Origin of the sequence: Arthrobacter sp. NPDC058130 (assembly GCF_042884475.1) — a bacterium.
Classification (GTDB): Bacteria; Actinomycetota; Actinomycetes; order Actinomycetales; family Micrococcaceae; genus Arthrobacter.
Genome location: NZ_JBHVTV010000001.1, coordinates 61,037 through 85,742, shown reverse-complemented (window position 1 = coordinate 85,742; position 24,706 = coordinate 61,037). Strand labels below are relative to the sequence as shown.

The following is a 24,706-nucleotide window of genomic DNA, read 5'->3' as shown; positions in this document are numbered from 1 at the left end:
AGGGTATCGGGCCCTGGAAGCGGAATTCCCCTGGCCGCCGGGTGGTGCCCGCAAGGAACCCGTCCCCGGATCCCGGTGGCTTTACACCCGCACCGACGCTGTGGATAACGGCAGCGCTGCGGACCGGCGGGAACTGTCGGAGCCGACTGATAAGAATTGAGCGGCCGGCATTCGCCGGGTTTGCCGCTGGGCGTCACCGCAGTTTGGCGTCACGGCAGTTTGGCATTACAGCGGCTGGGCCTCGAGGCACAGTTTTTACGCGCCGCGGCGAACGGATATCCGCCGCGGCTCACAATGGAGGACGGCAGTTTTGTCAGTTACGCATCTGGACTCAGTCGAGGGTACGCGGGGAGCCGAGGGCAGCCGCAAGCCCCCGCAGGACATTCCCGCGGAGCAGTCAGTCCTGGGCGGCATGATGCTCTCCAAGGACGCCATTGCCGACGTCGTCGAGATCCTGCGTGGCCAGGACTTCTACCGTCCGGCCCACGAAACCATCTACGAGGCCATCATCGACCTCTACGGCCGTGGCGAGCCCGCGGACGCAGTGACGGTCTCGGACGAGCTGACCAAGCGCGGCGAAATCAACAGGATCGGCGGGCCTGCGTACCTGCACGAACTCATCCAGACCGTCCCCACAGCCGCCAATGCCGGCTACTACGCCGAAATCGTGGCCGAACGCGCGGTCCTGCGCCGCCTTGTCAATGCCGGCACCAAGATTGTCCAGCTCGGCTACGGACAGGACGGCGAGGTCGAAGACCTGGTCAACCAGGCCCAGGCCGAGGTCTACGCCGTCGCCGAACGCCGCACCGCCGAGGACTATGTGGTCCTCAAGGACGTCATGGAGTCCACGGTCGACGAGATCGAGGCCTCGGGGCACCGCGGGGAGGGCATGGTGGGCGTCCCCACCGGCTTCTATGAGCTCGATGAGCTGACCCACGGCCTGCACCCCGGCCAGATGATCGTCATCGCCGCCCGACCGGCCGTCGGTAAGTCCACGTTCGCGCTGGACTTCGCCCGTTCGGCCGCCATCAAGAACAACCTCGCCACGGTCATGTTTTCGCTCGAAATGGGCCGCAATGAGATCGCGATGCGCCTGCTGTCCGCCGAGGCCACCATCGGCCTCCAGGACCTCCGCAAGGGCACCATCAAGGATGAGCAGTGGTCCAAGATCGCCACCACCATGGGCCGCATGAACGATGCCCCGCTGTTCATCGATGACAGCCCCAACATGTCGCTGATGGAAATCCGGGCCAAGTGCCGCCGGCTGAAGCAGCAGCATGACCTCAAGCTCGTGATCCTGGACTATCTGCAGCTCATGAGCTCGGGCAAGAAGGTCGAATCCCGCCAGCAGGAAGTCTCGGAGTTCTCCCGCGCACTGAAACTGCTCGCCAAGGAGCTCCAGGTGCCCGTGATCGCGCTGTCGCAGCTGAACCGTGGCTCCGAGCAGCGCCAGGACAAGCGGCCCATGGTCTCGGACCTGCGAGAATCCGGTTCCATCGAGCAGGACGCCGACATGGTGATCCTGCTGCACCGCGAAGACGTCTACGACAAGGAGTCCCCGCGCGCCGGCGAGGCGGACATCCTGATCGCCAAGCACCGTAACGGCCCCACCAAGGACATTGTTGTGGCCTTCCAGGGCCACTACTCGCGGTTCGCCAACATGGCGGCGGACGCCGGCGGTGGCGGCGGATTCTAGCCGCCCTGACCCTAGTCCTTCCCTAGCCGGCCGCGAGCAGGTGGTTGGGCAGCCGGTTTCCCGGCGCCCGGCCGCGGATTTCCAGCAGTTCGCGGGCGTGGGCGTGGAGCCGGACGTCCTCGGCGGAGACCGGCACCCACTGCGGGATCGGGACCGACGTGCCGGTCTCGTCGCGGGCCACCATGACCGTCAGGCAGTAGGTGGTGAGGTTCAGTTCGCGCCCCTTGGGGTCCCCGGAGCGGACATGGACGGCGATGTGCATGCCCTTGGTGCCGGTGTAGACCAGCCGGGCCTCCACCTCCACGACGTGGCCGATCAGCAGCGGCCGGTAGAACCGCACGCCGCCGGAGAACACGGCCACGGTGTCCTTCCCGCAGTAACGGGAGGCGCACACGTAGGCGGCCTCGTCGATCCACTTCATGACGATGCCGCCGTGGACCTTGCCGCCCCAGTTCACGTCCGTCGGCGCCGCCATGAACCGCAGCACCACGCTCTCTGCCGTGCCGGCGTCGGTATATTCCTGACCGCTCATGGCCTCCACGATGTCTTCGCGGACCTTGATCCGGGCCAGTGCGTCATCCCGCTGTTCGATTTCTTCCGGCGTTACGGGTTCAAACTGCGGTACCGGGATGGGTTTGCCGTCCGCGCCGACGGCTACGAAAATCACGATGCACTGGCTGCGCATGGTGGCGGGCCCGCCCTTCGGATCGCCGGAGGACACGACCGTGCGGATATGCATCGAGGACCGCCCGGTGTAGACGATGGTGGCCTCGACCTCCACCATGTCGCCGCTGTTCACCGGGTCCGCGAAGTGGATGTTGCCCACATAGGCCGTCACACAGTAGGACTTTGCCCAGCCGACGGCGGCGGCATAGGCCGCCTTGTCAACCCACTCGAGCACGGTGCCGGCGTCGACCGAGCCGCTGTGGCCGACATCGGTGGGGGCCGCCAGGAAGCGCAGGGTCACGGCATTGGGCGCGTTCTCGCTCATGCTGCGAGTTTACTGAAAGGCCCTGCAGGTGCCGCGGGCCGGTGACACAATCGCTGTCCGGGACGCCATAACCCGGTGGCATACGACGGCGGGCGGCCACCTTAAGGTGACCGCCCGCCGTCGCACGCTGAACAAGTGCGCTGAAAAAGTTGCGCTTGAGGAAGTGGTGATTAGGCCAGGACGCTGAGCTTGGAATTGGCGCGGCCGAACAGCACCTTGTCCACGGAGACCTTGCCCGCGCCGACGAGGGCCACGGCCAGGGCGGCGGCGGCCAGCAGCAGCACCAGTTCGTAGCCGCCGGTGGCGGCGAACACTCCGGCGGAGGCGTGGACCAGGAACAGGGCGCCCAGCATGTCCACGGCGAGCAGGACGGCGAACACGCGGGTCAGGACGCCCAGGATCAGGGCGATGCCGCCTGCCAGCTCCAGGGTCGCGATGACCGGGGCGGCAACCTGTGCGGCCGGAACGCCCATCTGGGTGAAAGCGGCCTGGGTGCCGGGAATGGTGAACTCGTAGAACTTCTGCCAGCCGTGGGCGGCGAAGAGGAATCCGGTCACGATGCGCAGGATGGTGCGGGCCGAGGTGGTGAGGGCGGGCTGGTTCATGGGAAATACCGTTTCGTAAGAGGAGGCGTCGCGGCCGTGTGCCGCCGCGACTTCGGTTGCGTTCAAGGTCAAGTCTTCCCGATTTTTAGTTGAAATGTCAAGTAATATCGAAATGTGCGACGCCGGGAGTGCCGCTAGGGTGGATCCGTGCCCGCCTTGTCCCCGACCTCCGCCACCCTGCCGGCCGCCGCGCGCCGGAACCGGGAAATCCTCCGCCTTGCCGTCCCCGCCTTCGGCGCCCTGATCGCCGAACCGCTGTTCCTGCTGGCCGATTCGGCGATCGTCGGCCACCTCGGCGTGGCCCAGCTCGCCGGCGTCGGACTGGCCTCCGCGGTGCTGCATACGGTGGTGGGCCTCATGGTCTTCCTCGCCTACTCCACCACCCCGGCCGTGGCGCGGGCGATCGGCAACGGCCAGCTGCCCAAGGCCCTCGCGGCCGGCCGCGACGGCGTCTGGCTGGCCCTGCTGCTCGGGATTGCCCTCGCCGTGGCCGGGTTCCTGTCCGCCGGGTCGCTCCTGGAACTGATGGGCGCCCGCGGCGAGGTGCTGGCGTTCGCGGTGGACTACCTGCGCTTCTCGATGCCCGGACTCGTCGCGATGCTGCTGATCTTCGCGGGCACCGGGGTGTTGCGGGGGCTGCAGGACACCAGGACCCCGCTGATCGTCGCCGCCGCCGGGTTCACGCTGAACATCGCGCTGAACGTCGTCCTGGTCTACGGGCTCCAGCTCTCCGTCGCCGGTTCGGCGATCGGCACCAGCATCGCGCAATGCGCCATGGCGGCTGTCTACGTGCTGATCGTCCGGCGCAATGCCCGCCAGCACGGGGTGCCCCTGCGGCCGGACTGGCGCGGCATCCGCGCCCTGACCCGGGTGGGCTCCTGGCTGATGCTGCGCACGCTCAGCCTGCGCATCGCGATCCTCGCCACCGTCGTGGTGGTCACGGCCCAAGGGCCCGTCAACCTTGCGGCGCACCAGCTGGCCATGACCATCTTCACGTTCTTCGCCTTCGCCCTGGACGCCCTCGCGATCGCGGCCCAGGCCCTGATCGGCAAGGAACTTGGCGCGGCCCGGCCCGGGGCGGCCCGCGCGCTGACCCGCACCATGACCCGGTGGGGGATCGGCTTCGGCGTCCTGACCGGGATCCTCCTCGCGGCGGCGGCGCCGTGGGCGGGCGCCCTGTTCACCTCCGACGTCGACGTCCGGGCGGCGCTGACGCTCGCCCTGTGGGTCCTCGCCGCAGGGCAGCCGCTCGCCGGATACGTCTTCGTCCTCGACGGCGTCCTCATCGGGGCCGGCGACGCCCGCTATCTGGCGATCGCCGGCGTCGTCAATCTCGCGGCCTACCTGCCGCTGCTGCTGGCGGTGCGGTATTCCGGCGCCGGTGCCGGCGCGGGTCTGCTCTGGCTGTGGGCCGCCTTCTCCCTGGGTTACATGGCGGCCCGCGCGCTGACGCTGGGCCTCCGGGCCAGGACGGAGAAGTGGATGGTCCTCGGCGTGCGCTGAGCCGGAACCGCCGGAGGGGCCACCGGCACCGGCCGCCCGGCGCGCGCCGTGGCGGCTTCGCACTAAACTGGACGCGTGACTCTTCCCGCAGCGCCTGACGCGACCCCTGCCATCCGCGCCGCGGCCGACCTATGGAAACCCGTGCTTGTCAGGGCCGCCGTGGCGCTCGTGTTCGGCGCGGTAACCGTGTTCTGGGCCGCGCCGCCCGAGGCGGGCATGGGCTGGGCCGGCGGACTCTACCTGCTGGCCACCGGTGTGGTCATCATCTGGACCGTGCCCAGGACGGGGTTCTCCCCGAGGGAAGGTGCCGGCCGGATCCTCTCCGCGGGAGGGGCAGCCCTGGCGGGCGCGGGAGCGGCCGTGGCCCTGATTCCCGCCGCCCACGTCTTCGGAACAATCGCCGCCCTGGGTTTGGGTGTGGCCGGTGCCGCTGAGCTGTTCGCGGGCGTTCTTGGCCGCGGCCGGTCCGTGCTGGCCCGCGACTGGATCACCTCAGGCGTGATCGGACTGGGCACCGCGATCGCGCTGCCGTTCTTCATCGGCCTCGGCGCGCACGCCCTCCTCGGCGTTGCGGGCGGCGGCGCCATCATCAGCGGCGTCCTCTGGGTGCTGTCCGGCCTGACCCTGCGGCACGATGCTCGGGGCGATTCCGCAAAGGCCGTAAACTAGTACCGACAGGTTCTACCCGGCGTAGAACAATTGCGGTAACAAGACAGCCACGCTTCCCCGCGCGGGCTGCAGGAGGAAATCACCTTGGCACAGCAGAAACCCGGAGCGCCCCGCAGCCTGCGGACCTCGGTCAAGGGGCCGCTCATGTTCTCCGCGTTCTGGGCCGTGGTGGTGTTCTTCGGCGTCCTGATCTTCGCCTCGGGCGGCAGCGCCCGCTCGCCCCGCTTCGACCTTGCGCTCATCGGCGCCGGGATCGCCTTCATTGTGATCCTGGTGGTGGCGGCCATGCTCGCCATGAGCCACAAGGACAACCCCGAGGACCTCGGGAAGGGTTCCGGCGTCAACCTCAGTTCCAAGCGGACGCCCTCCGGACATGGCGGGTCGTCAGGGCAGTCCCGCCCCGAGGCAGGCCCCGCCGATACCCGCGACGACGGGCCGCAGGCCTAGCGGCGCAGGTCTAGCGCCGCAGGCCTCACCCCGCAAAAATGGCCCGCGGCCGTCGCCGTCAGGACGCGGCTTTCCGGGCCCGGTACGCGGCGACGTGGGCGCGGTTGGCACAGTTTCCGGTGTCGCAGTAGCGTTTCGAACGGTTGCGGCTCAGATCCAGCACGACGGCGTCGCAGTCGTCCGCCGCGCACACCAGGAGGCGGTCCATTTCCTTGCTGCGAATCACGTCAACGATGGCCATGGCGGCCTCCGTGCTCATGCGGTCGGCCAGGGGCGCCTCCGGCGTTGTGGCATGCAGGTGCCAGTCCCACGGATCATGCTTGACCAGCTGCGGCAGCGCCCGGGCCTCCCGCAGCAGCCGGTTGACGGTCTCTGCGGCCGTGGCCTCGTCCGCCAGCCAGAGCTCGGCTAGTTCGCCGCGCAGGCGCCGCACGCTTGCCAACTCGGCATCGTCCCGGGTCCGGGACCCGGTGAAGCCCTCGGCCTCCAGGAAATCGTCCAAATCCATGGCGGTGGCCAAATGCTCCTCTTCATTGGCGGCCGTGTTAATCAGGTTGACCACAGACCGCAGGGCAACCTCCGTGTCAGGGGCAAAAACCATCTTGACTCCTTACCTCGGCGGGGCGTAATGTCATGACCATAACCCTACTTTACTCCTGACAGGAGAATGCCGTGTCTGCCCCCCACCGCTCCGCCGCCGCCCCGGTACGAGACCTTGCCGCCCAGCGGGCCGCCTCCGAACCGCTCGGCGCCACGCGGGACGGCAGGCAGGGCACCCCGCAGGTGACCAGGCAGGACACCACGCAGCGTGCCGGCCGGGCGGGCGCCTCGTCGGGCTTCATGGCCTCGGGCCTGGGTGTCGCCTTGTTTTCGTCCGCGGTGTTCGGACTCTCCGGATCGTTCGCCAAGGCGCTCCTGGAAACGGGCTGGACCCCCGGCGCCGCCGTCACTGCCCGACTCACCGGTGCGGCCCTGATTCTGGCCATCCCCGCCATTTTTGCGCTGCGCGGGCGGTGGCACCAGCTCCGCGACAACTGGCTGACCGTGCTGCTTTTCGGATTCATCGGTGTCGCCGCCTGCCAGCTGTTCTACTTCAACGCCGTGTCCCGGCTCTCGGTCGGCGTCGCGCTCCTGCTGGAGTATCTTGCGCCGGTCCTCATTGTCCTCTGGCTGTGGGCGGCCAGCCGGAAGCGGCCGCGGCCGCTGACCATCGCCGGCACCCTCCTGTCCCTCGGCGGGCTGGTCCTGGTCCTGGACCTCACGGGCGCCGTCAAGGTCGACCCCATCGGCGTGCTCTGGGGGATCGCGGCCGCCGTCTGCCTCGCCATCTACTTCTTCATCACGGCCAAGGAAAACGACACCCTCCCGCCAATCGTCCTGGCCTCCGGCGGGCTCATGGTGGGCGCAATCGTCATGTGGCTGACTGCGGCAACCGGGCTGCTGCCGATGGCCTTCAGCACGGCCGACACCCGGCTGGGACCGTGGGTCACACCGTGGTGGGTGGCGCTTGGCGGCCTCGTGGTCCTGGCCACCGTCCTGGCGTACGTGTCCGGAATCGTCGCCGCACGGGCGCTCGGATCGAAGGTGGCGTCATTCGTATCGCTGACCGAAGTGCTGTTCGCCGTCATCTGGGCCTGGCTGTTGCTCGGCGAGCTGCCCGGACCCATCCAGCTGCTGGGCGGGCTCCTGATTGTTGGCGGCGTGGTCCTGGTCCGCCTGGACGAGCTGCGCGCCGCCGTGTCCGGAGCCGATGCGGCGGCGCTGGACCACGCGAACGACTGCGAGCCCGTGCCCTAAGCCACGCACGGCGGCACCCGGCAGTCCCACCTGCCGGGTGCCACTTTTGCGCCCAGGGCCCTCGTTCCCGGGCCGGAAGGCACCTACCATGGGGATATGTGCCGAAATATCCGGACCCTCCACAATTTTGAGCCCCACGCGACCACCGCCGAGGTGGAGGCCGCCGCGCTGCAATACGTCCGCAAGATCAGTGGCAGCACCAAGCCGTCCAAGGCGAACGAAGAGGCCTTCAACCGGGCTGTGCATGAGATCGCGCACGCCACGCAGCACCTGCTCGACTCCCTGGTCACGCACGCCCCGGCCAAGGACCGCGACGAGGAAGCCGCCAAGGCCAGGGCCAGGGCTGCCGTGCGCTTTGGCGCGGCCTGAGACCGGGGCCTGAGGGTTCGCCCTAAGGGAGCGGATTAGGGGCGGGGCCAACGGAGGCGGATCGGCGGGGCGCCAGCAGCCTACCTGCCGAAACTGCGCAGCCGCAGCGAGTTGGCCACCACAAGCACCGAACTCGCGGCCATGGCTGCCCCGGCGATCATCGGGTTCAGGAGCCCCAAGGCCGCCACGGGAATGCCCACGGCGTTGTAGAAGAAGGCCCAGAAGAGGTTGGCCTTGATGGTGGCCAGCGTCCGGCGCGAAAGTTCGATCGCCTGCGCCACGTGCCCCAGATCGTTGCCCATGACTGTCAGGTCCGCCGCTTCGATGGCGACGTCCGCCCCCGAGCCCATGGCGACCCCCAAATCCGCCTGGGCCAGCGCCGCGGCGTCGTTGACGCCGTCGCCGGCCATCGCCACGGTGGCGCCCGCGGCCTGCAGCCTCTTTACAGCCTCGACCTTGCCTTCCGGCAGCACGCCGGCAAGCACGTCATCCGGGTGAATCCCGACGGCGGCCGCCACCTGCGCGGCCACCGCGGCGTTGTCTCCGGTCAGGAGGAGGGGCCTCAGCCCGAGCCGGCGGAGCCGGTCCACCGCGGCCCGGGAGCCAGGCTTGAGGGTGTCGCGCAGCCGGATGATTCCGGCGGTTTCGCCGTCCACGGCGACCCAGATGGCCGTGGCGCCGGAGTCCTCGGCGGCACCGAGTGCCTCCTGCTGCGCCGGGTCCGGCACGATGCCGTTTTCCAGCAGCCAGCCGGTGCGCCCCGCGGCAACCAGCCGGCCCTCCACGGTGCCCAGGACCCCGCCGCCGGGCGCGGAACGGAAGCCGGCGACGGCGGCCAGGCCGGCGCCGTCGTGCCCCGGCTCCGCGGCCAGTGCCGCGGCGGCGATGGCGCGGGCGATCGGGTGCTCGGAGGCGTTTTCCACCGCTCCCGCAAGGTTCAGGACCTCGGCTTCGGTGTACGCTCCGAAGCTCTGGACGCCGTCCACGGCAAGGCGGCCGGTGGTGACGGTGCCGGTCTTGTCCAGCAGGATCGTGTCCACGGTCCGGGTGTCCTCGAGGACCTGCGGCCCCTTGATGAGAATGCCGAGCTGGGCGCCGCGTCCGGTTCCGGCCAGCAGGCCCACCGGCGTCGCCAGTCCCAGGGCGCAGGGGCACGCGATGACCAGGACCGCTACCGCGGCGGTGAAGGCGGCGCGGACCTCGTCGGGGCCCACGGCGGGCGCGGCGGCAAGGAGCCAGGCCCCGAAGGTGAGGGCCGCGATCACCAGGACCACCGGGACGAAGACGGCGCTGATGCGGTCGGCGAGCCGGGCGATGGGTGCCTTCCCGGTCTGCGCCGCGGAGACGAGGCGTCCCATTTGGGCCAGGGTGGTCTCGGACCCGACGCGGGTGGCACGGACCAGGAGGCGGCCGGAGGTGTTGATGGTGGCCCCGGTGACCTGGCTGCCGGGGCCGACTTCCACCGGCACCGATTCTCCGGTCACCAGGGACGCGTCCACGGCCGAGGAGCCGTCCAGGACCACGCCGTCCGCGCCGATCTTTTCGCCCGGGCGGACCACGATCACGTCTCCCGCCATCAGCTGACCGGCGGGAATCTTCTGCTCGCCGCCGTTGCGCAGCACGGTGGCATCCTTGGCGCCGAGGCTGAGCAGGGCCCTGAGGGCGTCGCCTGCCTTCAGTTTGGCTGTGGCCTCCAGGTAGCGGCCCAGCAGCAGGAAGGTGGTGACCACGGAGGCGACCTCGAAGTAGAGCCCGCCCGAGCCCATGCCCTCCGCTGCGGGGTGTGCGGTCATGCTTGGGTCCGCAAGGAGCTGCCCGAGTGAGAACGCATAGGCGGCAATTACGCCGATGGAAACCAGGGTGTCCATGGTCGAGGCCAAGTGCCGGGCGTTGATGGCCGCAGCCCGGTGAAACGGCCACGCCGCCCACGCGACCACCGGCAGGGCGAGGGCGGCGGCCACCCAGCCCCAGTCCGGGAACCGCAACGCCGGGATCATCGAGATCGCGAACACCGGGACCGTGAGCACAGCTGCCACGACGAGCCGCGGGCGGAGCTTGGCCGCCGCGTTCGACGCCGGGTGGTCGCCAGCTTCGGCGCCAACCGCGGGACCAGTTTCGGCACCAGCGTCGGTACGGGCGCCGACGGGTTCCGCGGGCCCAATCACCGTGTCCGGGAACCTGGGGGGCCGGACTGTGGCCTTGTAGCCCGCGGCCGCGACCGTGGCGGTGATTTGTTCGTCGGAAATATCCGCCGGCACGCTGACGCGGGCGGACTCCAGCGGCAGGTTGACGCTGGCCTCGACGCCGTCGAGCTTTCCGAGCTTGCGCTCGACCCGGTTGACACAGGAGGCGCAGGTCATGCCCTCGATGTCGAGGTCAATGACGCGGCTTCTGGCCTGGTCCAACAACTGCTCGCTGCTCACGGCGCCTTCCTGTTTCTGCTGGATTCGGTGGGTGTGCCCTCCGCTGCCGGGAGCGGCGCTCAGGCTTCGCTGGCGACCACGAGGTAGCCGGCCTCGGCGACGGCCTCGCCGATTTCGGAGTTCGACAGCGATTCGCTGGAGGTGATCGTGACGGTGGAGATGCCTCCGGCGTTGAGTTCGACGTCGACCTTTTCGACGCCGGAGAGCGCCTCGAGTTCTTCACTGACGGAGGACACGCAGTGGCCGCAGGTCATGCCGGAAACGTTGACGGTGGTGGAAACGGTAGCCATGGCGTGCTCCTTGTCGCTGGGCGGGGGTGGACCCCCGGCCCGGTGGTGTGGTGGGTGGTGCAGGTCTTAGCGCAGGAGGCGCCCGATGGCATCGGTGGCCTCTTTGACTTTGAAATCGATGGCCTCCGCCCGCAGCTCCGGATCCGGCTCGGACGCCGCACCGACGACGCAATGGCCGATGTGTTCCTCGACGAGTCCGAGGCTGACAGCGTGCAGGGCCTTGTTGACGGCGGCAACCTGGGTGAGGATGTCGATGCAGTATTTGTCCTCGTCAACCATCCGTGCGATACCGCGGACCTGCCCTTCGATCCGCTTGAGCCGGCGCAGGTAGGCATCTTTGTTGGAGCTGTAGCCGTGCTGCTCGTGGGGCGCGGAATCCAGGGCCATGGAATGGAGGGGCGCGGAATCCAAAGGCGTAACTTCTGACTCGCTCATGCCCCCAACATATACCCCCTAGGGGTATGATTCAAGCGTCCGGGGACGGGCCTGCGCCGAAAGCCGGGGCGCTGCGCACATTAAAGAGCTCCGGAGTGCGTTATTGGGGGATACGCACTCCGGAGCAGCTTTGGGGTAGGCGGCTCATCCGGCCTACACATCGAGCTTACTTGGCGGTAGTGGGATGCGCCAGCACTCCGAATAAGTACTTTCGCTTTATTTTCGTTCGGCCGGAGCGGCCGCAGGAACGACCAGGATTGGACGCTCCTGATGGTGGCTCAACCATGCCGCCACGGAGCCGTTGAGCGCCGCGGAAATGCGGTGGCCGAAGCCGCGTTCGGAGGTACCCACCACGATGATGCGCGCGTTGGCGTCCGCGGCCAGCCTGCCGATCGCCCGCGCGGGGTCTCCGGCCAGGGTGCGCAGGCTCCACTCGATCCCCAGGTCTGCGCAGCGTGCCTCAAGGACGGAACGCAACTCCTGGGTTGTCTCCCGGATCCGGGCGGTGTCCGTGTCCGGGTGCAGCGACAAGCGGTGCGCCGACCGCGCCGGGTCCCACTCCACGAGGTAGCTTGCCTCGTCCACGTAGGCGAAGATCAGGGGCGCGGCGAGGCTCTTGGCAAGGAATGCCGCCGTCTGCAGCACCTCGGGATGCTGCCCCGGTACCACGCCCACCACGAGGGGCGCCGGACCGTTGGCGGAGTCGTCAGGCATACTTCATTCTGGCGCCGGGGCGCCGCCCTGAACAGGGGCCTACTGTCCGTTCCCGCAGTTCGGGACGGTGCAGGCGCCGTTTGACCCCGCCCCTTGAACACCCCGGGGCCGGGGCCTACGGTTGAAGAAACAGGAGGAGGAGGTCCCCGTGGAGATCTACATGTGGTGGTTGGATCTGGATTTGGCGAGCAAGGAATGGCTCCGGGAAAACCTCCGGACCATCGAACTGCCCGAGTCCGTGCTGCAGGGTATCGCCGACGCCGGCGGACCCCGGCCCGCTGAATCGTCCGCGGAGGTCCTCGCACTTTTGACGGCTGCGGATTGGGACTTCATCGAGACGCAGTCGGAGTTCGTCGACTGACACCGGCGCCGCCGGCTGCCGGTCGCCGCAGGCAGAAAACCATTGCGGCCTTCGGGGCTGGATGGTTGCATGGGTGGCATGGCTACTGCAGAGAGTTATGTCCTGGCGATCGGGACCAAAAAAGGCCTTTGGCTGGCCACCAGCCCCGACCGGAAGGATTGGTCCCTGTCCGGGCCGCATTTCCTCATGAGCGAGGTGCCCAGCATCGGCATCGACACCCGCGATGGCAGGACACGGATCCTGGTGGGCGTCCGCTCCGAGCACTGGGGCCCCACGGTTTTCCACTCGGATGACCTGGGCGGAACCTGGAGCGAACCCGAAAACGGCGCCATCACGTTCCCCGACGGCACCGACGCCGCCCTGGAACGGATCTGGCAGATCCACCCCGACGCCGACTCCCGCCCTGGCGTCGTGTGGGCAGGCTGCGAACCGATCTCCGTCTGGAAATCGACCGACGGCGGCGAGCACTTCGAGCTCAACCGCGGCCTCTGGGACCATCCGCACCGCAGTGAATGGGGTGCAGGCTACGGCGGCGCCGCGGCGCACTCGATTGTCGTGGATCCCACGGGCGAGAAAGTCCACGTGGCCATGAGCACGGGAGGGGTGTACCGCTCGCTCGACGGCGGCGCCTCCTGGGAGCCGCGCAACAAAGGGATTTCCGCCTACTTCATGCCGGATCCCAACCCGGAATTCGGCCAGTGCGTCCACAAGATCGCGGCCGACGCCGCCGTCGATGGCCGCCTGTACGCGCAGAACCACCACGGCGTGTACCGCAGCGACGACGACGCCGAGTCGTGGGAGTCGATCGCCGAAGGGCTGCCGGCAGACTTCGGTTTTGTGATGCTGACGCATCCGCGCCGGGCCGGCACGGCGTGGGTGATCCCGCTGAAGGCCGACGGCGAGCGTATTCCGCCGGACGGGAAGCTGGCCGTGCACCGGACGGACGACGCCGGCGCCAGCTGGAAACGGCTCGACGCCGGGCTCCCTGGCGCGGAGTACAACGCCGTGCTGCGCGATGCTGCCAGCGTCGACGGCGCCGAACCCACGGGCGTCTACTTCGGGACGCGGGGCGGGAGTGTCTACGCCAGCGCTGACGAGGGGGAACACTTCACCGAAATCGCCTCGCACCTGCCGGACGTGCTGTGCGTGCGCGCCGCCGTGGTTTCCGCGGCCCTGGTGCCGGCGCATCCGTGAGGGGAGGACCAGGCGCATGAACGGCGACGGCATGACCGGCGACATGGCCGACGGCGGCTCCATGCCGGCCGGGTCCGCGATCAGTGTGGTCCTGCCGAGCGTTCTCCAACCGCTCGCCGGCGGGCAGTCGATCCTGACTACGCCCGCTGAGGCTGCGGTGACGGTGGAGTGGTTGCTGGATACCGTGACCGGGGACTACCCGGCGCTGTCGCGGCGTTTGCGGGACGAGACCGGAACAGTTCGCCGTTACGTGAATATATACGTCAACGGGAATGAGATCCGGCGGCTGCAGGGCCTGGTGACTGCCGTGGCACCGGGCCAGGAAGTCCTCATCATCCAGTCAGTGGCGGGAGGCTGAGCCTCAGGCGACCCGCCAGACGGTGCATTCGTCCGCGTTGATGGCCTTGCGCATGCCGGTATGGCGGTCCATGATCCAGACGACGCCGATTCCAGGGGCCGTTTCCTGGACGCTGCCGCGGCGGATGACGACGTCGTCGTAATTCGGGCCCACGCTGAGGCGGGCCTCGATCTCATCGCCGCGGTGCAGCTGGTCGAGGGCACGGATACGGGTTACATGGGCTTTGGCTTCCTTCAACATGGCGGGGCCTCCTGGACTGGAGCTGGTGCCTGCTCTTGCCTGCACTTCCAGTGTGCCGGGGCAATGTTGCGTCCGCGTTTCAGCACGGTAAGGGGCCGGTTAGTTTTCGACGGCGCCGCGGTTACCCGCACACTTCCTGCGGGCGAATGCGCTCAGGGGAGGTGGCGGTCCCCGGGCAGCCGGACCCGGAACCACCGATACCCGTAGCGGTCCAGCGGCAGTTCAAAGACGCCGTCGTCGGCGAGCGGGATGTCCTCGCCGCCGAGCAGGTCCCGGAGCACCGCCCCGGCGTACGAAGCGTCAGGGCCGGGCGTTTCGTCCGTCCCCGCCGGCTCGGCTTCCTGTTCCGGGCCGTCTCCCTTCTCCGGCGAGGCCGCCGTGGCCGTCACCGTGGCCGGTTCGGCGCCGAAATTGTGGGCGGCAATCACCGTGGATCCGTCCCATGTGCAGCGGTGCAGCAGCACGGCGGGTGCGGCGTGCTTGATGAGTTCGAACCTGCCCCAGCCGAGCTCCGGGCACTCCCGGTACCTCTGGATCAACGTAGCGATGAAGTTCCACAGCGAGTCGGGATCCCGTTTCGCGGCTGCCGCGTTGATGTGCGCCGGTCCAAAGGGTCCGTCCACCAGTTGGGCGACGAGGTCCCCGGGCGGGGCGGTCGAGAAGCCGCCGTTCCCGGCGTCGTCCCATTGCATGGGGGAGCGGACGGCCGAGCGGCCCTTCGCCCGCAGGTCTTCGCCCATCCCGATTTCCTCGCCATAGAAGAGCACCGGCGTGCCCGGCAGCGAGAACATCAACGAGTAGACCATGCGGATCCTGGCCGGATCGCCACCCAGCATGGTGGGAAGCCGCCGCCGCAGTCCACGGCCGTACATCTGCATATCCGGATCCGGGCCGAAGGCGGCGAAGACTTCCTGGCGCTCGGCATCGCTGAGTTTGTCCAGCGTGAGCTCGTCGTGGTTCCGGACGAACATGGCCCATTGGTTGTCGGGATTGATTTTCGGACGGCTGCTGAGCGTCCGGGCGAGCGGCCGGGCGTCCTGCCGGGCCAGCGAAAGGTACATGTTCTGCATCGAGAGGAAATCAAACTGCATGTTCAGTTCGTTGCCGGCGGGGCCGCCGAAATACTTCAACTGGTCCTTGTACGGGAGGTTGACCTCGCCCAGCAGCACGGCGCTGCCGTGGCGGCGGTTGAGGAAGCTGCGCAGGGCGCTCAAGTACTGGTGCGGATCGATTTTCGCGGCTTCGTCCTTGGGCTCGCCGAGCAACTCCAGGAAAAACGGCACGGCGTCCAGCCGGAAGCCGTCCAGGCCCAGCTGCAGCCAGAACCCCATCGACTTTGCGATCTCGTCCCGCACCTTGGAGTTCATCACGTTCAGGTCCGGCTGGTGTTTGGAGAACATGTGCAGATACCACTCGCCGGTGGCCTTGTCCTGGGTCCAGATGGACGTTTCCTCGCCGGGGAACACTACCTGGTCGGAGGTGTCCGGCGGCGTGTCCTTCCGCCAGACGTAGTAGTCGCGGTAGGGGTTGTTCTTGGACTTCCGGGCCTGGACGAACCAGGGGTGCCGGTCGGAGGTGTGGTTGATGACAAAGTCGGCGATCACCCTGATGCCCCGGTCGTTGGCGGTGCGGATGAATTCCACCAGGTCGCCCAGGTTCCCGAGCCGGGGATCGACGCCGTACATGTCGGTGACGTCGTAGCCGTCGTCGCGGTCCGGGGAGGGGTAGAACGGCATCAGCCAGATGCACGTCACTCCGAGCGCGGCCAGGTAGTCAACGCGTTGGATCAGGCCGTCGAAGTCCCCGGTGCCGTCGCCGTCGGCGTCGAAGAACGTCTCCGGGTCCAGGCAGTAGATCACCGCGTTTTTCCACCAGAGGTCCGAGGTTTCGGCGATTCTCACAGCGCACGCTCCGTTCCGGTCGGGGCTTGTCCAGCCGGGCGAAGCTGGGGGAGGACGTGCGCGGCGAAGGCGTCGATAAAGGGCGCCTGCTCCTGTCCGACGAAATGCAGGTACAGCTCCTCGAAACCGAGTTCCAGGTAGGAGGCGAGCCACCGGGCATGCTGCCCGGTGTCGGCGGAGATGTTGACGGCCGCCCGCACCTGGTCCTCGTGCACACCGGCGCTCACGCCATCGAAGTGGGCCGCCGTCGGCAGGTCCCAGGGAATCGGCGGCGCGAAGACGTTGGTGCGCCACTGGTCCATGGCGATCCCGACGGCGTCGGTCTCCGTCTGCGCCCAGGACAGGTGGACCTGAAGGACAGCCTTCCCGCGGCCGCCGGCGTCCCGGTACGCCGCCAGCATGTCCTTCAGCCTGCCGGGCGGCTGGTTCACGGTGACGAGCCCGTCCGCCCAGGCTGCCGCCCGGCGCGCTGTTTCCACGCTGATGGCCGGGGCAATGAGCTGCGGTTTGGTCTCCGGAATGTCCCACAGCCGGGCCTGCTCCACCGTGACGAGCCCATGGTGCGTGACCACTTCCCCGGCGTGGAGCCGGCGGATGATGTCGACACACTCCTCCAGCCGGCGCTGCCGCGTCTCCTTTGGCGGCCACGCCCCGCCTGTGACGTGCTCGTTCATGTACTCGCCGCTGCCCGGGGCCAGCCAGAAGCGGCCGGGAAACATGTCTGCCAGGGTGGCCGAGGCGTGCGCGATGATCGCGGGGTGGTAACGCTGGCCCGGCGCCGTCACCACACCCAAGCGCAGCCCCGTGGTGGCCAGTGCGGCGCCGAGCCAGGACCAGGCGAACCCGGAGTGGCCCTGCCGGACGGACCACGGCTCGATATGGTCCGAGCACATGGCCGCATCGAAGCCGGCCTGCTCCGCCATCTGGACGTCCTTCAGCAGACGGCCGGGGCTGATCTGTTCATGCGAGGCGTGGAACCCGATGGTGGCCATCACCCATGTCTACCGCGGGGGCGGGGTTGTGTCGAGGAACCTTTCGTTGAGGAAACCGGTGCGGAAACCTCCTTCGTCGAGGAACCACTGCGTGGGGGTGGCGGTACCGGGTCCGCGGCGCAAGAATGGGCGCTATGCGACTGCCCTTGATGCCTCCCATCGCGCCCATGCTGGCCAAAGCACTCCCCGCCCTGCCGGTGACGGACGCCGGAACGGGCTGGCTGTTCGAACCGAAATGGGACGGCTTCCGCTCCATCATCTTCCGCGACGGAGACGAGGTGGAGATCGGCAGCCGGAACGGCAAGCCGATGACGCGCTACTTCCCCGAACTCGTGGAGGCGCTGAAGGCGGAGCTGCCCGAACGCTGCGTGGTGGACGGCGAAATCATCCTGGTGGCGGCCTCGGGGGACCGGCTCGACTTCGATGCGCTGCAGCAGCGCATCCATCCGGCCGCCAGCCGCGTGAAGCTGCTCGCGGAGCAGACCCCGGCGAGGTTCGTGGCCTTTGACCTGCTGGCCCTCGGCGATGAGGACCTGACGGGCAAACCCTTTGCCGAGCGCCGCCGCGAACTCGAACGCGCACTCGCGGCAAGCGGGGCCCCCGTCCACGTCACGGCCGCGACGTCAGACCGGGACACGGCGCAGCGCTGGTTCCGGCAGTTCGAGGGTGCCGGACTCGACGGCATTGTGGCCAAGACGCTGGAGGGTACGTACCAGCCGGACAAGCGCGCAATGGTCAAGGTCAAGCACGAACGCACCGCAGACTGCGTGCTCGCCGGCTACCGTCTGCACACCTCGGGCCCGGACCGGATCGGTTCGCTGCTGCTGGGGCTGTACGACGACGCAGGGGTGCTGGCGAGTGTCGGGGTGGTGGGCGCCTTCCCGATGGCACGGCGCCAGGAGCTGTTTGCCGAACTGCAGGAGCTGGTCACCGGGTTTGAGGACCACCCCTGGGCCTGGGGCCGGCAGGAGGAGGGGGCGCGGACGCCGCGCAATGCTGAGGGGAGCCGGTGGAGCGGCGGCAAGGACCTGTCCTTCACCCCGCTGCGGCCCGAGCGCGTGGTGGAAGTAAAGTACGACCACATGGAGGGCGACCGGTTCCGCCACACCGCGCAGTTCGTGCGCTGGCGCCCGGACCGGGAACCAAGCTCCTGCACCTATGGCCAGCTGGAGGAGCCGGTGAAGTTCGATCTCGCCGCGGTGCTGGACGCGACACCCTAGACGGACCAACGGCCGCACCTAAGACGACGACGGCGACCCGCCCCGGGAAGGGGCGGGCCGCCGTCGGACGGTGGGAACTGCGGGCTGAGCCGCGCCGGAAGCTAGCGCTGGCCGAGCTCCCGGGTGGGGACCTTGAAGGTTTCCTTGGCTGTCAGGGCCGCCACGGTGGCGATCAGGCAGATGACGGCCGTGAAGATGGAGATCTGGACCCAACCGCCGGCCTGGATGCCGCCCATGGCCGCGACGATCGCCGGGGCGAACCCGGCCATCAGGAAGCCCAGCTGGGTGCCGATTGCGAGGCCGGAGAAGCGGACGTTGGTGCTGAACATCTCGGCGTAGAAGGAGGGCCAGACGGCGTTGGCTGCGGCGTAGCCAAACGAGAAGAACCCGATGGCTGCCAGGAACATCAGCGGGACGCTGCCGGATTCGAGGCTCAGCAGGAAGACCGGGGTCAGGACCGCGCTGGAGAGTGCGCCGTAGATGAAGACGGGCTTGCGGCCGATCTTGTCCGCGAGCTTGCCGAAGAGCGGCTGGGTGCCCAGGGCCATGAAGTTGGCGCCCACCACGAGCCAGAGGGTGGTGGTGCCGTCCACGCCGGCGACGTTCTTGGCGTAGCTGATGGCCAGGGTGCCGAACACGGTGGACACGGCGGCGATGAAGGCGCAGGCGATGACGCGGAGGACATCGCGCCAGTGGTCCTTGAGAAGGTCGGCAACCGGGAGCTTGGAGATCTGCGCAGTCTTCTTGGCTTCCTCGAACGCCGGCGGCTCGTGGAGGGTGCGGCGGATGAAGAATGCGATCAGCACAACCACGGCGCTGAGCCAGAAGGGGATGCGCCAGCCGATGGTGTACTTGACCTCATCGGGCAGGGCCAGGACCGGGATGAAGACGAGTGCGGCGAGGATCTGGCCGCCTTGGGTTCCGGTCAGGGTCCAGGAGGTGAAGAAGGAGCGGCGGTTGTCCGGGGCGTGCTCGAGCGTCATGGAGGAGGCGCCGGCCTGCTCGCCGGCTGCGGACAGGCCCTGGCAGAGCCGTGCCAGCACCAGCAGTGCCGGAGCCCACCAGCCGACCGTCTTGAAGTCCGGAAGGCAGCCGATAACGAAAGTAGCGGCACCCATCAGCAGCAGGGTGAACATGAGGACCTTCCGGCGTCCAATCCTGTCGCCGAAGTGGCCAAGGATTACGGCGCCGATCGGACGGGCGACGTACGCGAAGCCGAAGGTCGCGAACGACATGATGGCCGCGTTGGTGTCCGCGTCCGGGAAGAAGACGTGCGGGAAGATCAGCGCCGCCGCGGAGCCGAAGATGAAGAAGTCGTAATATTCGACGGCGCTGCCCAGGAAGCTGGCAAGGGCCGCCTTCTTCGGCGTCCCTCCTGTGGTTATACCCGGCGTCGTGGACGGGACAGTGTGGCTCATGGTGTTCCTTTGGTGTGACGACGTTGTCGCGGATGGATCAGGAAGGTCTCGGCTGCCACTCGTTTAAGTGTGGTGCAGCCGGAGGTCCGTGGAAAGACCCGGACTAGTAGCCACATGGTGGAAGCTACTTGTGCGATGTAGCAATCATGACTGTGAGCGCAGTCACTTGTCAAGAAAAATAATCACCATCTAGAAATAGCTCTCACTATGTGGGAGCATCGATACATGAGTGTGAATCAAACCACAGATGCGGCGGCCGCTTCCGGACACCCGGGCGAGGCCCTTTCAAGCCAGGAAGCCCCCGCAAAGCCTGCCAAGGCCGCGAAGGAGGACTCGCGGACGGACATGGTGGGCAAGGCCCTGGGCCTGCTGGTCCTCCTGGGCGACGAGCCGCGCGGCGCCAGCGCCGCGGAGATCTCCCGGCGGGCCGAACTGCCGTTCAGCACCACGTACCGTCTGCTCGGCTCCCTGACCCGGGACGGCTTTGTGGACTATGAGCCGGACGGCCGCCGCTACCACCTGGGACTGCGGGTCTTCCAGCTCGGCCAGCGGGTCTCCAACCACCATGGCTTCGCGGGCACAGCGCTGCCCATCCTGCGGCGGGTGACCGAGGAATCGGGCGAGGCGACCATCCTCTCCGTGCGGGACGGCATCCACCATCTGACGGTGAACAAGGTGGATGGCCCGCAGACCTTCCGGGTCACGAGCGACCCCGGGCATCTCGGCGCGCTGCACACCACCTCGGTGGGCAAGGCGCTCGTGGCGTTCGCCGATGACGCCACGCGCGCACAGCTCGTCGAGGAGCTGCCGCTCGAGCCGCTGACGGCGCTCTCCATTACGGACCGGGAGGCATTCCGGGCGGAAATCGAGCAGATCCGGCGCCAGGGCTACGCCACGATGGACGAGGAGAACGAGCTCGGGATGCGGGCCGTCGCCGTCCCGGTGTTCAACTCCCAGGGGCATGCCTTCGCCTCCCTGGCCACGGCGGTCCCCGTCTTCCGGCTCAGCATGGAGGCCCTCGTGGCCCTCGTGCCGCTGCTTCAGGCGGCCGCCGCCGAGCTGTCGGCCAGGCTCCCCCAGCAGTGACACCCTGCCGCCGGCTCAAGCCGACGGCAAAGGCGTCGTCGTAATAATAAGTTCGTGATTCGAACAACAGTGCAACATATGAACAAAGTCTGTAATGTAATCCCTGTCACCCGGTCCGTCGGAGACGCCGAAAACGTCCCAGCCCGCCGAGTGCCGTTGTCAAAGGAGCTAACCGGATGAGCAATCGAGCAGAGTCCTTCCTCGTAGGCCTCGTGGGAGACGGCGTCATGCCCTCCCTCACGCCCTACATGCATGAACGGGAAGGGGACGTCCAGGGCCTCCGGTACCTCTACCGCCCCATCGACCTGACCGAACTCGGCCTGCCGGGCAAAGCCGTGGGGGAGCTGCTGGCAGGCGCCCGGAACCTCGGATTCAACGGATTGAACATCACGCATCCCTGCAAGCAGCTGGTGCTCGACTACCTCGACGAGGTCTCAGCCGACGCCCGGCGCCTCGGCGCCGTCAACACCGTGGTCATCCGCGACGGCCGCTTCATCGGCCATAACACCGACTTTTCCGGCTTCGCGGCGGCGCTGGCCTCCGGCCTCCCCGGCGCCACCCTGGACCGAGTGGTGCAGCTGGGGGCTGGCGGCGCCGGATCCGCCGTCGCCTATGCCCTGCTCACCGCGGGAGTCCGCCAGCTGGACCTCGTGGACACCGACGCCGCCCGCTGCGCCGCCCGGGCGGCCGAACTCGCCGGACTCTTCCCGGACCAGACCGTCACCGCCCGGACGACGGCGGAGCTGCCGCGGCTCATGCCTCAGGCCGACGGCCTGGTGCACTGCACCCCCGTGGGCATGGCCGCCCATCCCGGCGTTCCACTGGACATGTCCCTCGTGGAGTCCCGGCACTGGGTGGCCGACATCGTGTACCGGCCGATCGAAACCGAGCTGGTCCGGGAGGCCCGCGCCAAGGGTTGTGACGTGCTCGACGGCGGCCGGATGGCCGTGGGCCAGGCGGCGGACGCCTTCCGGATCTTCACTGGGCGCCAGGCCGACGCCGAGCGGATGCGCTCCCACTTTCTTGAGCTCGTCGCCGCGGAAGGGGTGGCCGCCTGATGCGCACCGGAATCGCCACCGTCTGCCTCGCCGGGACCCTGCGGGAGAAAATGCAGGCCTGCGCCGCGGCCGGCTTCGACGGGATAGAAATTTTCGAACAGGACCTCGTGACGTCCCCGCTGAGCCCGGAGGACGTCCGGAAGCTGGCGGCCGACCTTGGCCTGACCCTGGACCTCTACCAGCCGTTCCGCGACTTCGACAGTGTTCCCGAGGATTTGCTCGCCGCCAACCTTCGCCGCGCGGACGCCAAATTCCGGCTCATGTCCCGGCTGGGCATGGACACCATGCTGCTCTGTTCCAACGTGGGCACGGCCACGATCGACGACGACGAGCTCCGGGCCGCCCAGCTCTCCCGGCTCGCGCACCTCGCGGGTGACCACGGCGTCAAGGTCGCCTATGAGGCCCTTGCCTGGGGCAAGTACGTCAACGACTACGAGCACTCCCACCGGCTCGTGGACCTGGTGGACCACCCCAACCTTGGCACCTGCCTGGACTCCTTCCACATCCTCTCCCGCGACTGGGACACCGCGCCGATCGAGGCCTTCAACCCGGAAAAGATCTTCTTCGTCCAGGTGGCCGACGCCCCCAAGCTGTCGATGGACGTGTTGTCCTGGAGCAGGCACTACCGGGTGTTTCCCGGCGAGGGCCAGTTCGAGCTCGCCCAGTTCATGGGCCACGTGGTCCGCGCCGGCTACACCGGCCCCGTGTCGCTGGAGGTGTTCAACGACGTCTTCCGCCAGTCCGACGTCGAACGCACCGCCGTGGACGCGATGCGGTCGCTGATCTGGCTCGAAGAACAGAGCGCCGCATGGCTTGAGGCCAACCCCGTCCCCGCCGCCGGCGGCGTAGCGGGGCAGGCGGCCGGCACGCCGGGCCGCCGCCGCTATCCCATGGAACTCGCCACGCTTCCCCGGGTGGCCGAGCCCGCCGGCTTCAACTTCGCCGAGGTCAGGGCAACGGACACGGCCGCGCTCGAGACCTTGCTCGGCCAGCTCGGTTTCACGTCCAACGGCCGGCACCGGACCAAGAACGTGCAATTGTGGACCATGGGCCACGCCCGGGTGATCATCAACGAAGAACCCGCCGCTTCCGGCACAGTAGCGACGGCCGGCGCCGGAACCGCCGCCGCGCCTGCTGTTTCTGCGTCTATTTCCGCATTGGGTTTCGACGTCGATTCCCCCGTCATTGCCGCCGCCCGCGCCCAGCAGCTCAAGGCCCCGGCCGTGCCGCGCAAGAGCCAGGCCAATGAGGAGATATTCCAGGGCTTTGCCGCCCCAGACTCCACCGAGATCTTCCTGTGCCAGGGCAACCCCGGCGGCACCGCCGCGTGGACCCGGGAATTCGGCGACGGCCTGGAGGCCACCGCGGCGGATCTTGCCGGGGGCGGTGCCGGTGCCGTGATCGACCACGTGAACCTGGCCCAGCCGTGGCAGCACTTTGACGAGGCCGTGCTGTTCTACACCAGCGCCCTCGCTCTGGAACCGCAGCCCTATGCCGAGGTGGCCAGTCCCACCGGGCTGGTCCGGTCGCAGGTGATGCTGACGCAGGACCGGGGCGTCCGCCTGGTGCTGAACCTGGCCCCGCTGCTGCAGCAGGAAGCCCCCGCCGGAATGTCGGGGACTACGACGGCGGCAACGGGTCAGCGCCGCACCTACCAGGAACACGTGGCGTTCGCCGTGGATGACCTCGTGGCGACGGCCCGGGCAGCACGGGACCGCGGCCTGGACTTCCTGCAGATCCCCGCGAACTACTACGAGGACCTCGATGCCCGGTTCGCGCTGGACCCCGAATTCCTCGCGACACTCCGCGAACTCAACCTGCTCTATGACCGTGACGCCGACGGAGAATTCCTGCATTTCTACACCGCCACCGTCGGCAGCGTGTTCTTCGAAATGGTCGAGCGCCGCGGCAGTTACGACGGCTATGGCGCTCCAAACGCCCCCGTGCGGCACGCCGTCCAGTACGACCATGAGCACGAGCTGACCCGCCGTTCCTGAACCCCACCCGAACAACAATCACACCACCGAAAGGAGGCTGCTGTGCCTGAAGAAATCAACCTCGAGATATTCAACGCTGACCCGATCACCGAGGACGTGTCCGACGCCGCCACGGAGGCCGCACCAAAGACGTACGCGCCGCTCGACGCCGCTGCGGAGTCCCAGGCGGACCTCAGCGCCGAGATGAAGGCAATCGGCGAGGCCTATGCGCGGGCCCTCAAAGACGGAGCCCCGGCCGAGGTCCAGCCGCGGCTCGACTACGCCCCGTACCGCAGCAGCGTCCTGCGCCATCCGACAAAGAGCCTGCACCACGCGGACCCGGAAACCATTGAGCTGTACTCGCCGGCGTTCGGGCACATGGACGTCCACGCGCTCGAGTCGGACCTCACCATCCAGCACAACGGCGAGCCCCTGGGCGAACGCATCGTGGTCTCCGGCCGCGTGCTCGACGGTGACGGACGCCCCGTCGCGGGCCAGCTCGTCGAAATCTGGCAGGCCAACTCCGCCGGCCGCTACATCCACAAGCGCGACCAGCACCCGGCGCCGATCGACCCCAACTTCACCGGCGTCGGCCGCTGCATCACCGCGGCGGACGGCAGCTACAGCTTTACCACCATCAAACCCGGCGCCTACCCGTGGAAGAACCACCTCAACGCCTGGCGGCCGGCGCACATCCATTTCTCGCTGTTCGGCACGGAATTCACCCAGCGGATCATCACCCAGATGTACTTCCCCGGTGACCAGCTGTTCCCGCTGGATCCGATCTACCAGTCGATCGTGGACCAGGAAGCCCGCGACCGCCTCGTGGCCACCTACAACCACGAGCAGACCAAACCTGAATGGGCCATGGCCTACAACTGGGACATCGTCCTGACCGGATCCAAGCGGACCTGGACGGAAAACGAGGCCCTGGGCGCAGGAGGCGACGAAAATGAATAGGAG

Annotated in this window: 25 protein-coding genes; 14 read left to right on the top strand and 11 right to left on the bottom strand. The window is 68.2% G+C overall.

Features of this window, described 5'->3' with window-relative positions; all coding sequences use genetic code 11:
- Positions 1-310 precede the first annotated feature (310 nt).
- A complete protein-coding gene (gene dnaB, locus ACFVTM_RS00440; protein ID WP_390201354.1) occupies positions 311-1,696 on the top strand; it encodes a replicative DNA helicase in 1,386 nt (461 codons plus the stop codon).
- A gap of 22 nt (positions 1,697-1,718) precedes the next feature.
- Here the strand turns inward: dnaB and ACFVTM_RS00435 are convergent, their stop codons facing one another.
- Together ACFVTM_RS00435 and ACFVTM_RS00430 are read right to left on the bottom strand one after the other, a co-directional pair.
- Positions 1,719-2,687 (bottom strand): acyl-CoA thioesterase, encoded by a 969-nt coding sequence (locus ACFVTM_RS00435; protein WP_390201353.1) that lies wholly within the window; start codon positions 2,685-2,687, stop codon positions 1,719-1,721.
- Positions 2,688-2,857: 170 nt separating this feature from the next.
- Positions 2,858-3,292, bottom strand: a complete 435-nt coding sequence (locus ACFVTM_RS00430; RefSeq protein WP_390202081.1) for a DoxX family protein — start codon at positions 3,290-3,292, stop codon at positions 2,858-2,860.
- Positions 3,293-3,439: 147 nt separating this feature from the next.
- On the opposite strand from ACFVTM_RS00430, the gene ACFVTM_RS00425 reads away from it, so the two are divergent.
- The 3 genes from ACFVTM_RS00425 to ACFVTM_RS00415 all read left to right on the top strand — a co-directional run bounded on the left by ACFVTM_RS00425 (position 3,440) and on the right by ACFVTM_RS00415 (position 5,911).
- Entirely contained in the window at positions 3,440-4,795 is a 1,356-nt protein-coding gene (locus ACFVTM_RS00425) for an MATE family efflux transporter (RefSeq protein WP_390201352.1), read from the top strand.
- 75 nt (positions 4,796-4,870) lie between these two features.
- Complete coding sequence (locus tag ACFVTM_RS00420) at positions 4,871-5,464, top strand: hypothetical protein (RefSeq protein WP_390201351.1); 594 nt, start codon at positions 4,871-4,873, stop codon at positions 5,462-5,464.
- Positions 5,465-5,548: 84 nt separating this feature from the next.
- On the top strand, positions 5,549-5,911 hold the full coding sequence (locus ACFVTM_RS00415) for a hypothetical protein (protein ID WP_390201350.1): 363 nt from the start codon (positions 5,549-5,551) through the stop codon (positions 5,909-5,911).
- A gap of 58 nt (positions 5,912-5,969) precedes the next feature.
- On the opposite strand, the gene ACFVTM_RS00410 is transcribed toward ACFVTM_RS00415, so the two are convergent.
- On the bottom strand, positions 5,970-6,512 hold the full coding sequence (locus ACFVTM_RS00410; protein WP_390201349.1) for a CGNR zinc finger domain-containing protein: 543 nt from the start codon (positions 6,510-6,512) through the stop codon (positions 5,970-5,972).
- 239 nt (positions 6,513-6,751) lie between these two features.
- On the opposite strand from ACFVTM_RS00410, the gene ACFVTM_RS00405 reads away from it, so the two are divergent.
- Positions 6,752-7,708 carry a DMT family transporter gene (locus tag ACFVTM_RS00405; protein ID WP_390202080.1) on the top strand — a complete coding sequence of 319 codons (957 nt, stop codon included), beginning with the start codon at positions 6,752-6,754 and terminating at the stop codon, positions 7,706-7,708.
- 96 nt (positions 7,709-7,804) lie between these two features.
- A complete protein-coding gene (locus ACFVTM_RS00400; protein ID WP_390201347.1) occupies positions 7,805-8,077 on the top strand; it encodes a DUF2277 domain-containing protein in 273 nt (90 codons plus the stop codon).
- 80 nt (positions 8,078-8,157) lie between these two features.
- Here ACFVTM_RS00400 and ACFVTM_RS00395 read toward each other — a convergent pair whose 3' ends face one another.
- From ACFVTM_RS00395 to ACFVTM_RS00380, 4 genes are all read right to left on the bottom strand, one after another.
- Positions 8,158-10,500: a heavy metal translocating P-type ATPase gene (locus tag ACFVTM_RS00395; RefSeq protein ID WP_390201346.1), complete on the bottom strand. Its 2,343-nt coding sequence runs from the start codon at positions 10,498-10,500 to the stop codon at positions 8,158-8,160.
- 59 nt (positions 10,501-10,559) lie between these two features.
- Positions 10,560-10,790, bottom strand: coding sequence for a heavy-metal-associated domain-containing protein (locus tag ACFVTM_RS00390; RefSeq protein ID WP_390201345.1), 231 nt, complete (start codon positions 10,788-10,790; stop codon positions 10,560-10,562).
- A gap of 66 nt (positions 10,791-10,856) precedes the next feature.
- Positions 10,857-11,177, bottom strand: a complete 321-nt coding sequence (locus tag ACFVTM_RS00385) for a metal-sensitive transcriptional regulator (RefSeq protein ID WP_390202079.1) — start codon at positions 11,175-11,177, stop codon at positions 10,857-10,859.
- Between the two features lie 264 nt (positions 11,178-11,441).
- Positions 11,442-11,939 (bottom strand): universal stress protein, encoded by a 498-nt coding sequence (locus ACFVTM_RS00380; protein ID WP_390201344.1) that lies wholly within the window; start codon positions 11,937-11,939, stop codon positions 11,442-11,444.
- A 148-nt stretch (positions 11,940-12,087) separates the two neighbouring features.
- Here ACFVTM_RS00380 and ACFVTM_RS00375 point away from each other — a divergent pair, with 148 nt between their 5' ends.
- The 3 genes from ACFVTM_RS00375 (at position 12,088) to ACFVTM_RS00365 (ending at position 13,852) form a co-directional block, all read left to right on the top strand.
- Positions 12,088-12,300: a hypothetical protein gene (locus tag ACFVTM_RS00375; RefSeq protein ID WP_390201343.1), complete on the top strand. Its 213-nt coding sequence runs from the start codon at positions 12,088-12,090 to the stop codon at positions 12,298-12,300.
- A 69-nt stretch (positions 12,301-12,369) separates the two neighbouring features.
- Positions 12,370-13,494: a WD40/YVTN/BNR-like repeat-containing protein gene (locus ACFVTM_RS00370; protein WP_390201342.1), complete on the top strand. Its 1,125-nt coding sequence runs from the start codon at positions 12,370-12,372 to the stop codon at positions 13,492-13,494.
- 61 nt (positions 13,495-13,555) lie between these two features.
- The gene (locus ACFVTM_RS00365) at positions 13,556-13,852 is read left to right on the top strand and encodes a MoaD/ThiS family protein (protein WP_390202078.1); all 297 of its coding nucleotides are present in this window, start codon (positions 13,556-13,558) and stop codon (positions 13,850-13,852) included.
- 3 nt (positions 13,853-13,855) lie between these two features.
- On the opposite strand, the gene ACFVTM_RS00360 is transcribed toward ACFVTM_RS00365, so the two are convergent.
- The 3 genes from ACFVTM_RS00360 to ACFVTM_RS00350 form a co-directional block, all read right to left on the bottom strand.
- The gene (locus tag ACFVTM_RS00360; RefSeq protein ID WP_208750484.1) at positions 13,856-14,092 is read right to left on the bottom strand and encodes a hypothetical protein; all 237 of its coding nucleotides are present in this window, start codon (positions 14,090-14,092) and stop codon (positions 13,856-13,858) included.
- A 152-nt stretch (positions 14,093-14,244) separates the two neighbouring features.
- On the bottom strand, positions 14,245-15,993 hold the full coding sequence (locus tag ACFVTM_RS00355; protein WP_390201341.1) for an alpha-amylase family protein: 1,749 nt from the start codon (positions 15,991-15,993) through the stop codon (positions 14,245-14,247).
- Complete coding sequence (locus tag ACFVTM_RS00350) at positions 15,990-16,985, bottom strand: TIGR03885 family FMN-dependent LLM class oxidoreductase (protein ID WP_390201340.1); 996 nt, start codon at positions 16,983-16,985, stop codon at positions 15,990-15,992. Before ACFVTM_RS00350 ends, ACFVTM_RS00355 begins: the two co-directional genes overlap by 4 nt.
- A 134-nt stretch (positions 16,986-17,119) precedes the next feature.
- Here ACFVTM_RS00350 and ACFVTM_RS00345 point away from each other — a divergent pair, with 134 nt between their 5' ends.
- A complete protein-coding gene (locus ACFVTM_RS00345; RefSeq protein ID WP_390201339.1) occupies positions 17,120-18,205 on the top strand; it encodes an ATP-dependent DNA ligase in 1,086 nt (361 codons plus the stop codon).
- 101 nt (positions 18,206-18,306) lie between these two features.
- On the opposite strand, the gene ACFVTM_RS00340 is transcribed toward ACFVTM_RS00345, so the two are convergent.
- Positions 18,307-19,623 (bottom strand): MFS transporter, encoded by a 1,317-nt coding sequence (locus tag ACFVTM_RS00340; protein WP_390201338.1) that lies wholly within the window; start codon positions 19,621-19,623, stop codon positions 18,307-18,309.
- A 225-nt stretch (positions 19,624-19,848) separates the two neighbouring features.
- On the opposite strand from ACFVTM_RS00340, the gene ACFVTM_RS00335 reads away from it, so the two are divergent.
- The 4 genes from ACFVTM_RS00335 to pcaH all read left to right on the top strand — a co-directional run bounded on the left by ACFVTM_RS00335 (position 19,849) and on the right by pcaH (position 24,703).
- A complete protein-coding gene (locus ACFVTM_RS00335; protein ID WP_390201337.1) occupies positions 19,849-20,709 on the top strand; it encodes an IclR family transcriptional regulator in 861 nt (286 codons plus the stop codon).
- A gap of 176 nt (positions 20,710-20,885) precedes the next feature.
- A complete protein-coding gene (locus ACFVTM_RS00330) occupies positions 20,886-21,767 on the top strand; it encodes a shikimate dehydrogenase (protein WP_390201336.1) in 882 nt (293 codons plus the stop codon).
- On the top strand, positions 21,767-23,764 hold the full coding sequence (locus tag ACFVTM_RS00325; RefSeq protein ID WP_390201335.1) for a bifunctional sugar phosphate isomerase/epimerase/4-hydroxyphenylpyruvate dioxygenase family protein: 1,998 nt from the start codon (positions 21,767-21,769) through the stop codon (positions 23,762-23,764). Before ACFVTM_RS00330 ends, ACFVTM_RS00325 begins: the two co-directional genes overlap by 1 nt.
- Before the next feature lie 42 nt (positions 23,765-23,806).
- Positions 23,807-24,703 carry a protocatechuate 3,4-dioxygenase subunit beta gene (pcaH, locus tag ACFVTM_RS00320; RefSeq protein WP_390201334.1) on the top strand — a complete coding sequence of 299 codons (897 nt, stop codon included), beginning with the start codon at positions 23,807-23,809 and terminating at the stop codon, positions 24,701-24,703.
- The last annotated feature ends 3 nt before the right edge of the window (positions 24,704-24,706 follow it).

Excerpts from the sequence above, each read along its gene's own strand:
- ACFVTM_RS00435 (WP_390201353.1), bottom strand. The coding sequence starts at position 2,687 with ATGAGCGAGAACGCGCCCAATGCCGTGACCCTGCGCTTCCTGGCGGCC.
- ACFVTM_RS00430 (WP_390202081.1), bottom strand. The coding sequence starts at position 3,292 with ATGAACCAGCCCGCCCTCACCACCTCGGCCCGCACCATCCTGCGCATC.
- ACFVTM_RS00410 (WP_390201349.1), bottom strand. The coding sequence starts at position 6,512 with ATGGTTTTTGCCCCTGACACGGAGGTTGCCCTGCGGTCTGTGGTCAAC.
- ACFVTM_RS00405 (WP_390202080.1), top strand. The coding sequence starts at position 6,752 with ATGGCCTCGGGCCTGGGTGTCGCCTTGTTTTCGTCCGCGGTGTTCGGA.
- ACFVTM_RS00400 (WP_390201347.1), top strand. The coding sequence starts at position 7,805 with ATGTGCCGAAATATCCGGACCCTCCACAATTTTGAGCCCCACGCGACC.
- ACFVTM_RS00390 (WP_390201345.1), bottom strand. The coding sequence starts at position 10,790 with ATGGCTACCGTTTCCACCACCGTCAACGTTTCCGGCATGACCTGCGGC.
- ACFVTM_RS00385 (WP_390202079.1), bottom strand. The coding sequence starts at position 11,177 with ATGGCCCTGGATTCCGCGCCCCACGAGCAGCACGGCTACAGCTCCAAC.
- ACFVTM_RS00380 (WP_390201344.1), bottom strand. The coding sequence starts at position 11,939 with ATGCCTGACGACTCCGCCAACGGTCCGGCGCCCCTCGTGGTGGGCGTG.
- ACFVTM_RS00370 (WP_390201342.1), top strand. The coding sequence starts at position 12,370 with ATGGGTGGCATGGCTACTGCAGAGAGTTATGTCCTGGCGATCGGGACC.
- ACFVTM_RS00365 (WP_390202078.1), top strand. The coding sequence starts at position 13,556 with ATGCCGGCCGGGTCCGCGATCAGTGTGGTCCTGCCGAGCGTTCTCCAA.
- ACFVTM_RS00360 (WP_208750484.1), bottom strand. The coding sequence starts at position 14,092 with ATGTTGAAGGAAGCCAAAGCCCATGTAACCCGTATCCGTGCCCTCGAC.
- ACFVTM_RS00350 (WP_390201340.1), bottom strand. The coding sequence starts at position 16,985 with ATGGCCACCATCGGGTTCCACGCCTCGCATGAACAGATCAGCCCCGGC.
- ACFVTM_RS00345 (WP_390201339.1), top strand. The coding sequence starts at position 17,120 with ATGCGACTGCCCTTGATGCCTCCCATCGCGCCCATGCTGGCCAAAGCA.
- ACFVTM_RS00340 (WP_390201338.1), bottom strand. The coding sequence starts at position 19,623 with ATGAGCCACACTGTCCCGTCCACGACGCCGGGTATAACCACAGGAGGG.
- ACFVTM_RS00335 (WP_390201337.1), top strand. The coding sequence starts at position 19,849 with ATGAGTGTGAATCAAACCACAGATGCGGCGGCCGCTTCCGGACACCCG.
- ACFVTM_RS00330 (WP_390201336.1), top strand. The coding sequence starts at position 20,886 with ATGAGCAATCGAGCAGAGTCCTTCCTCGTAGGCCTCGTGGGAGACGGC.
- ACFVTM_RS00325 (WP_390201335.1), top strand. The coding sequence starts at position 21,767 with ATGCGCACCGGAATCGCCACCGTCTGCCTCGCCGGGACCCTGCGGGAG.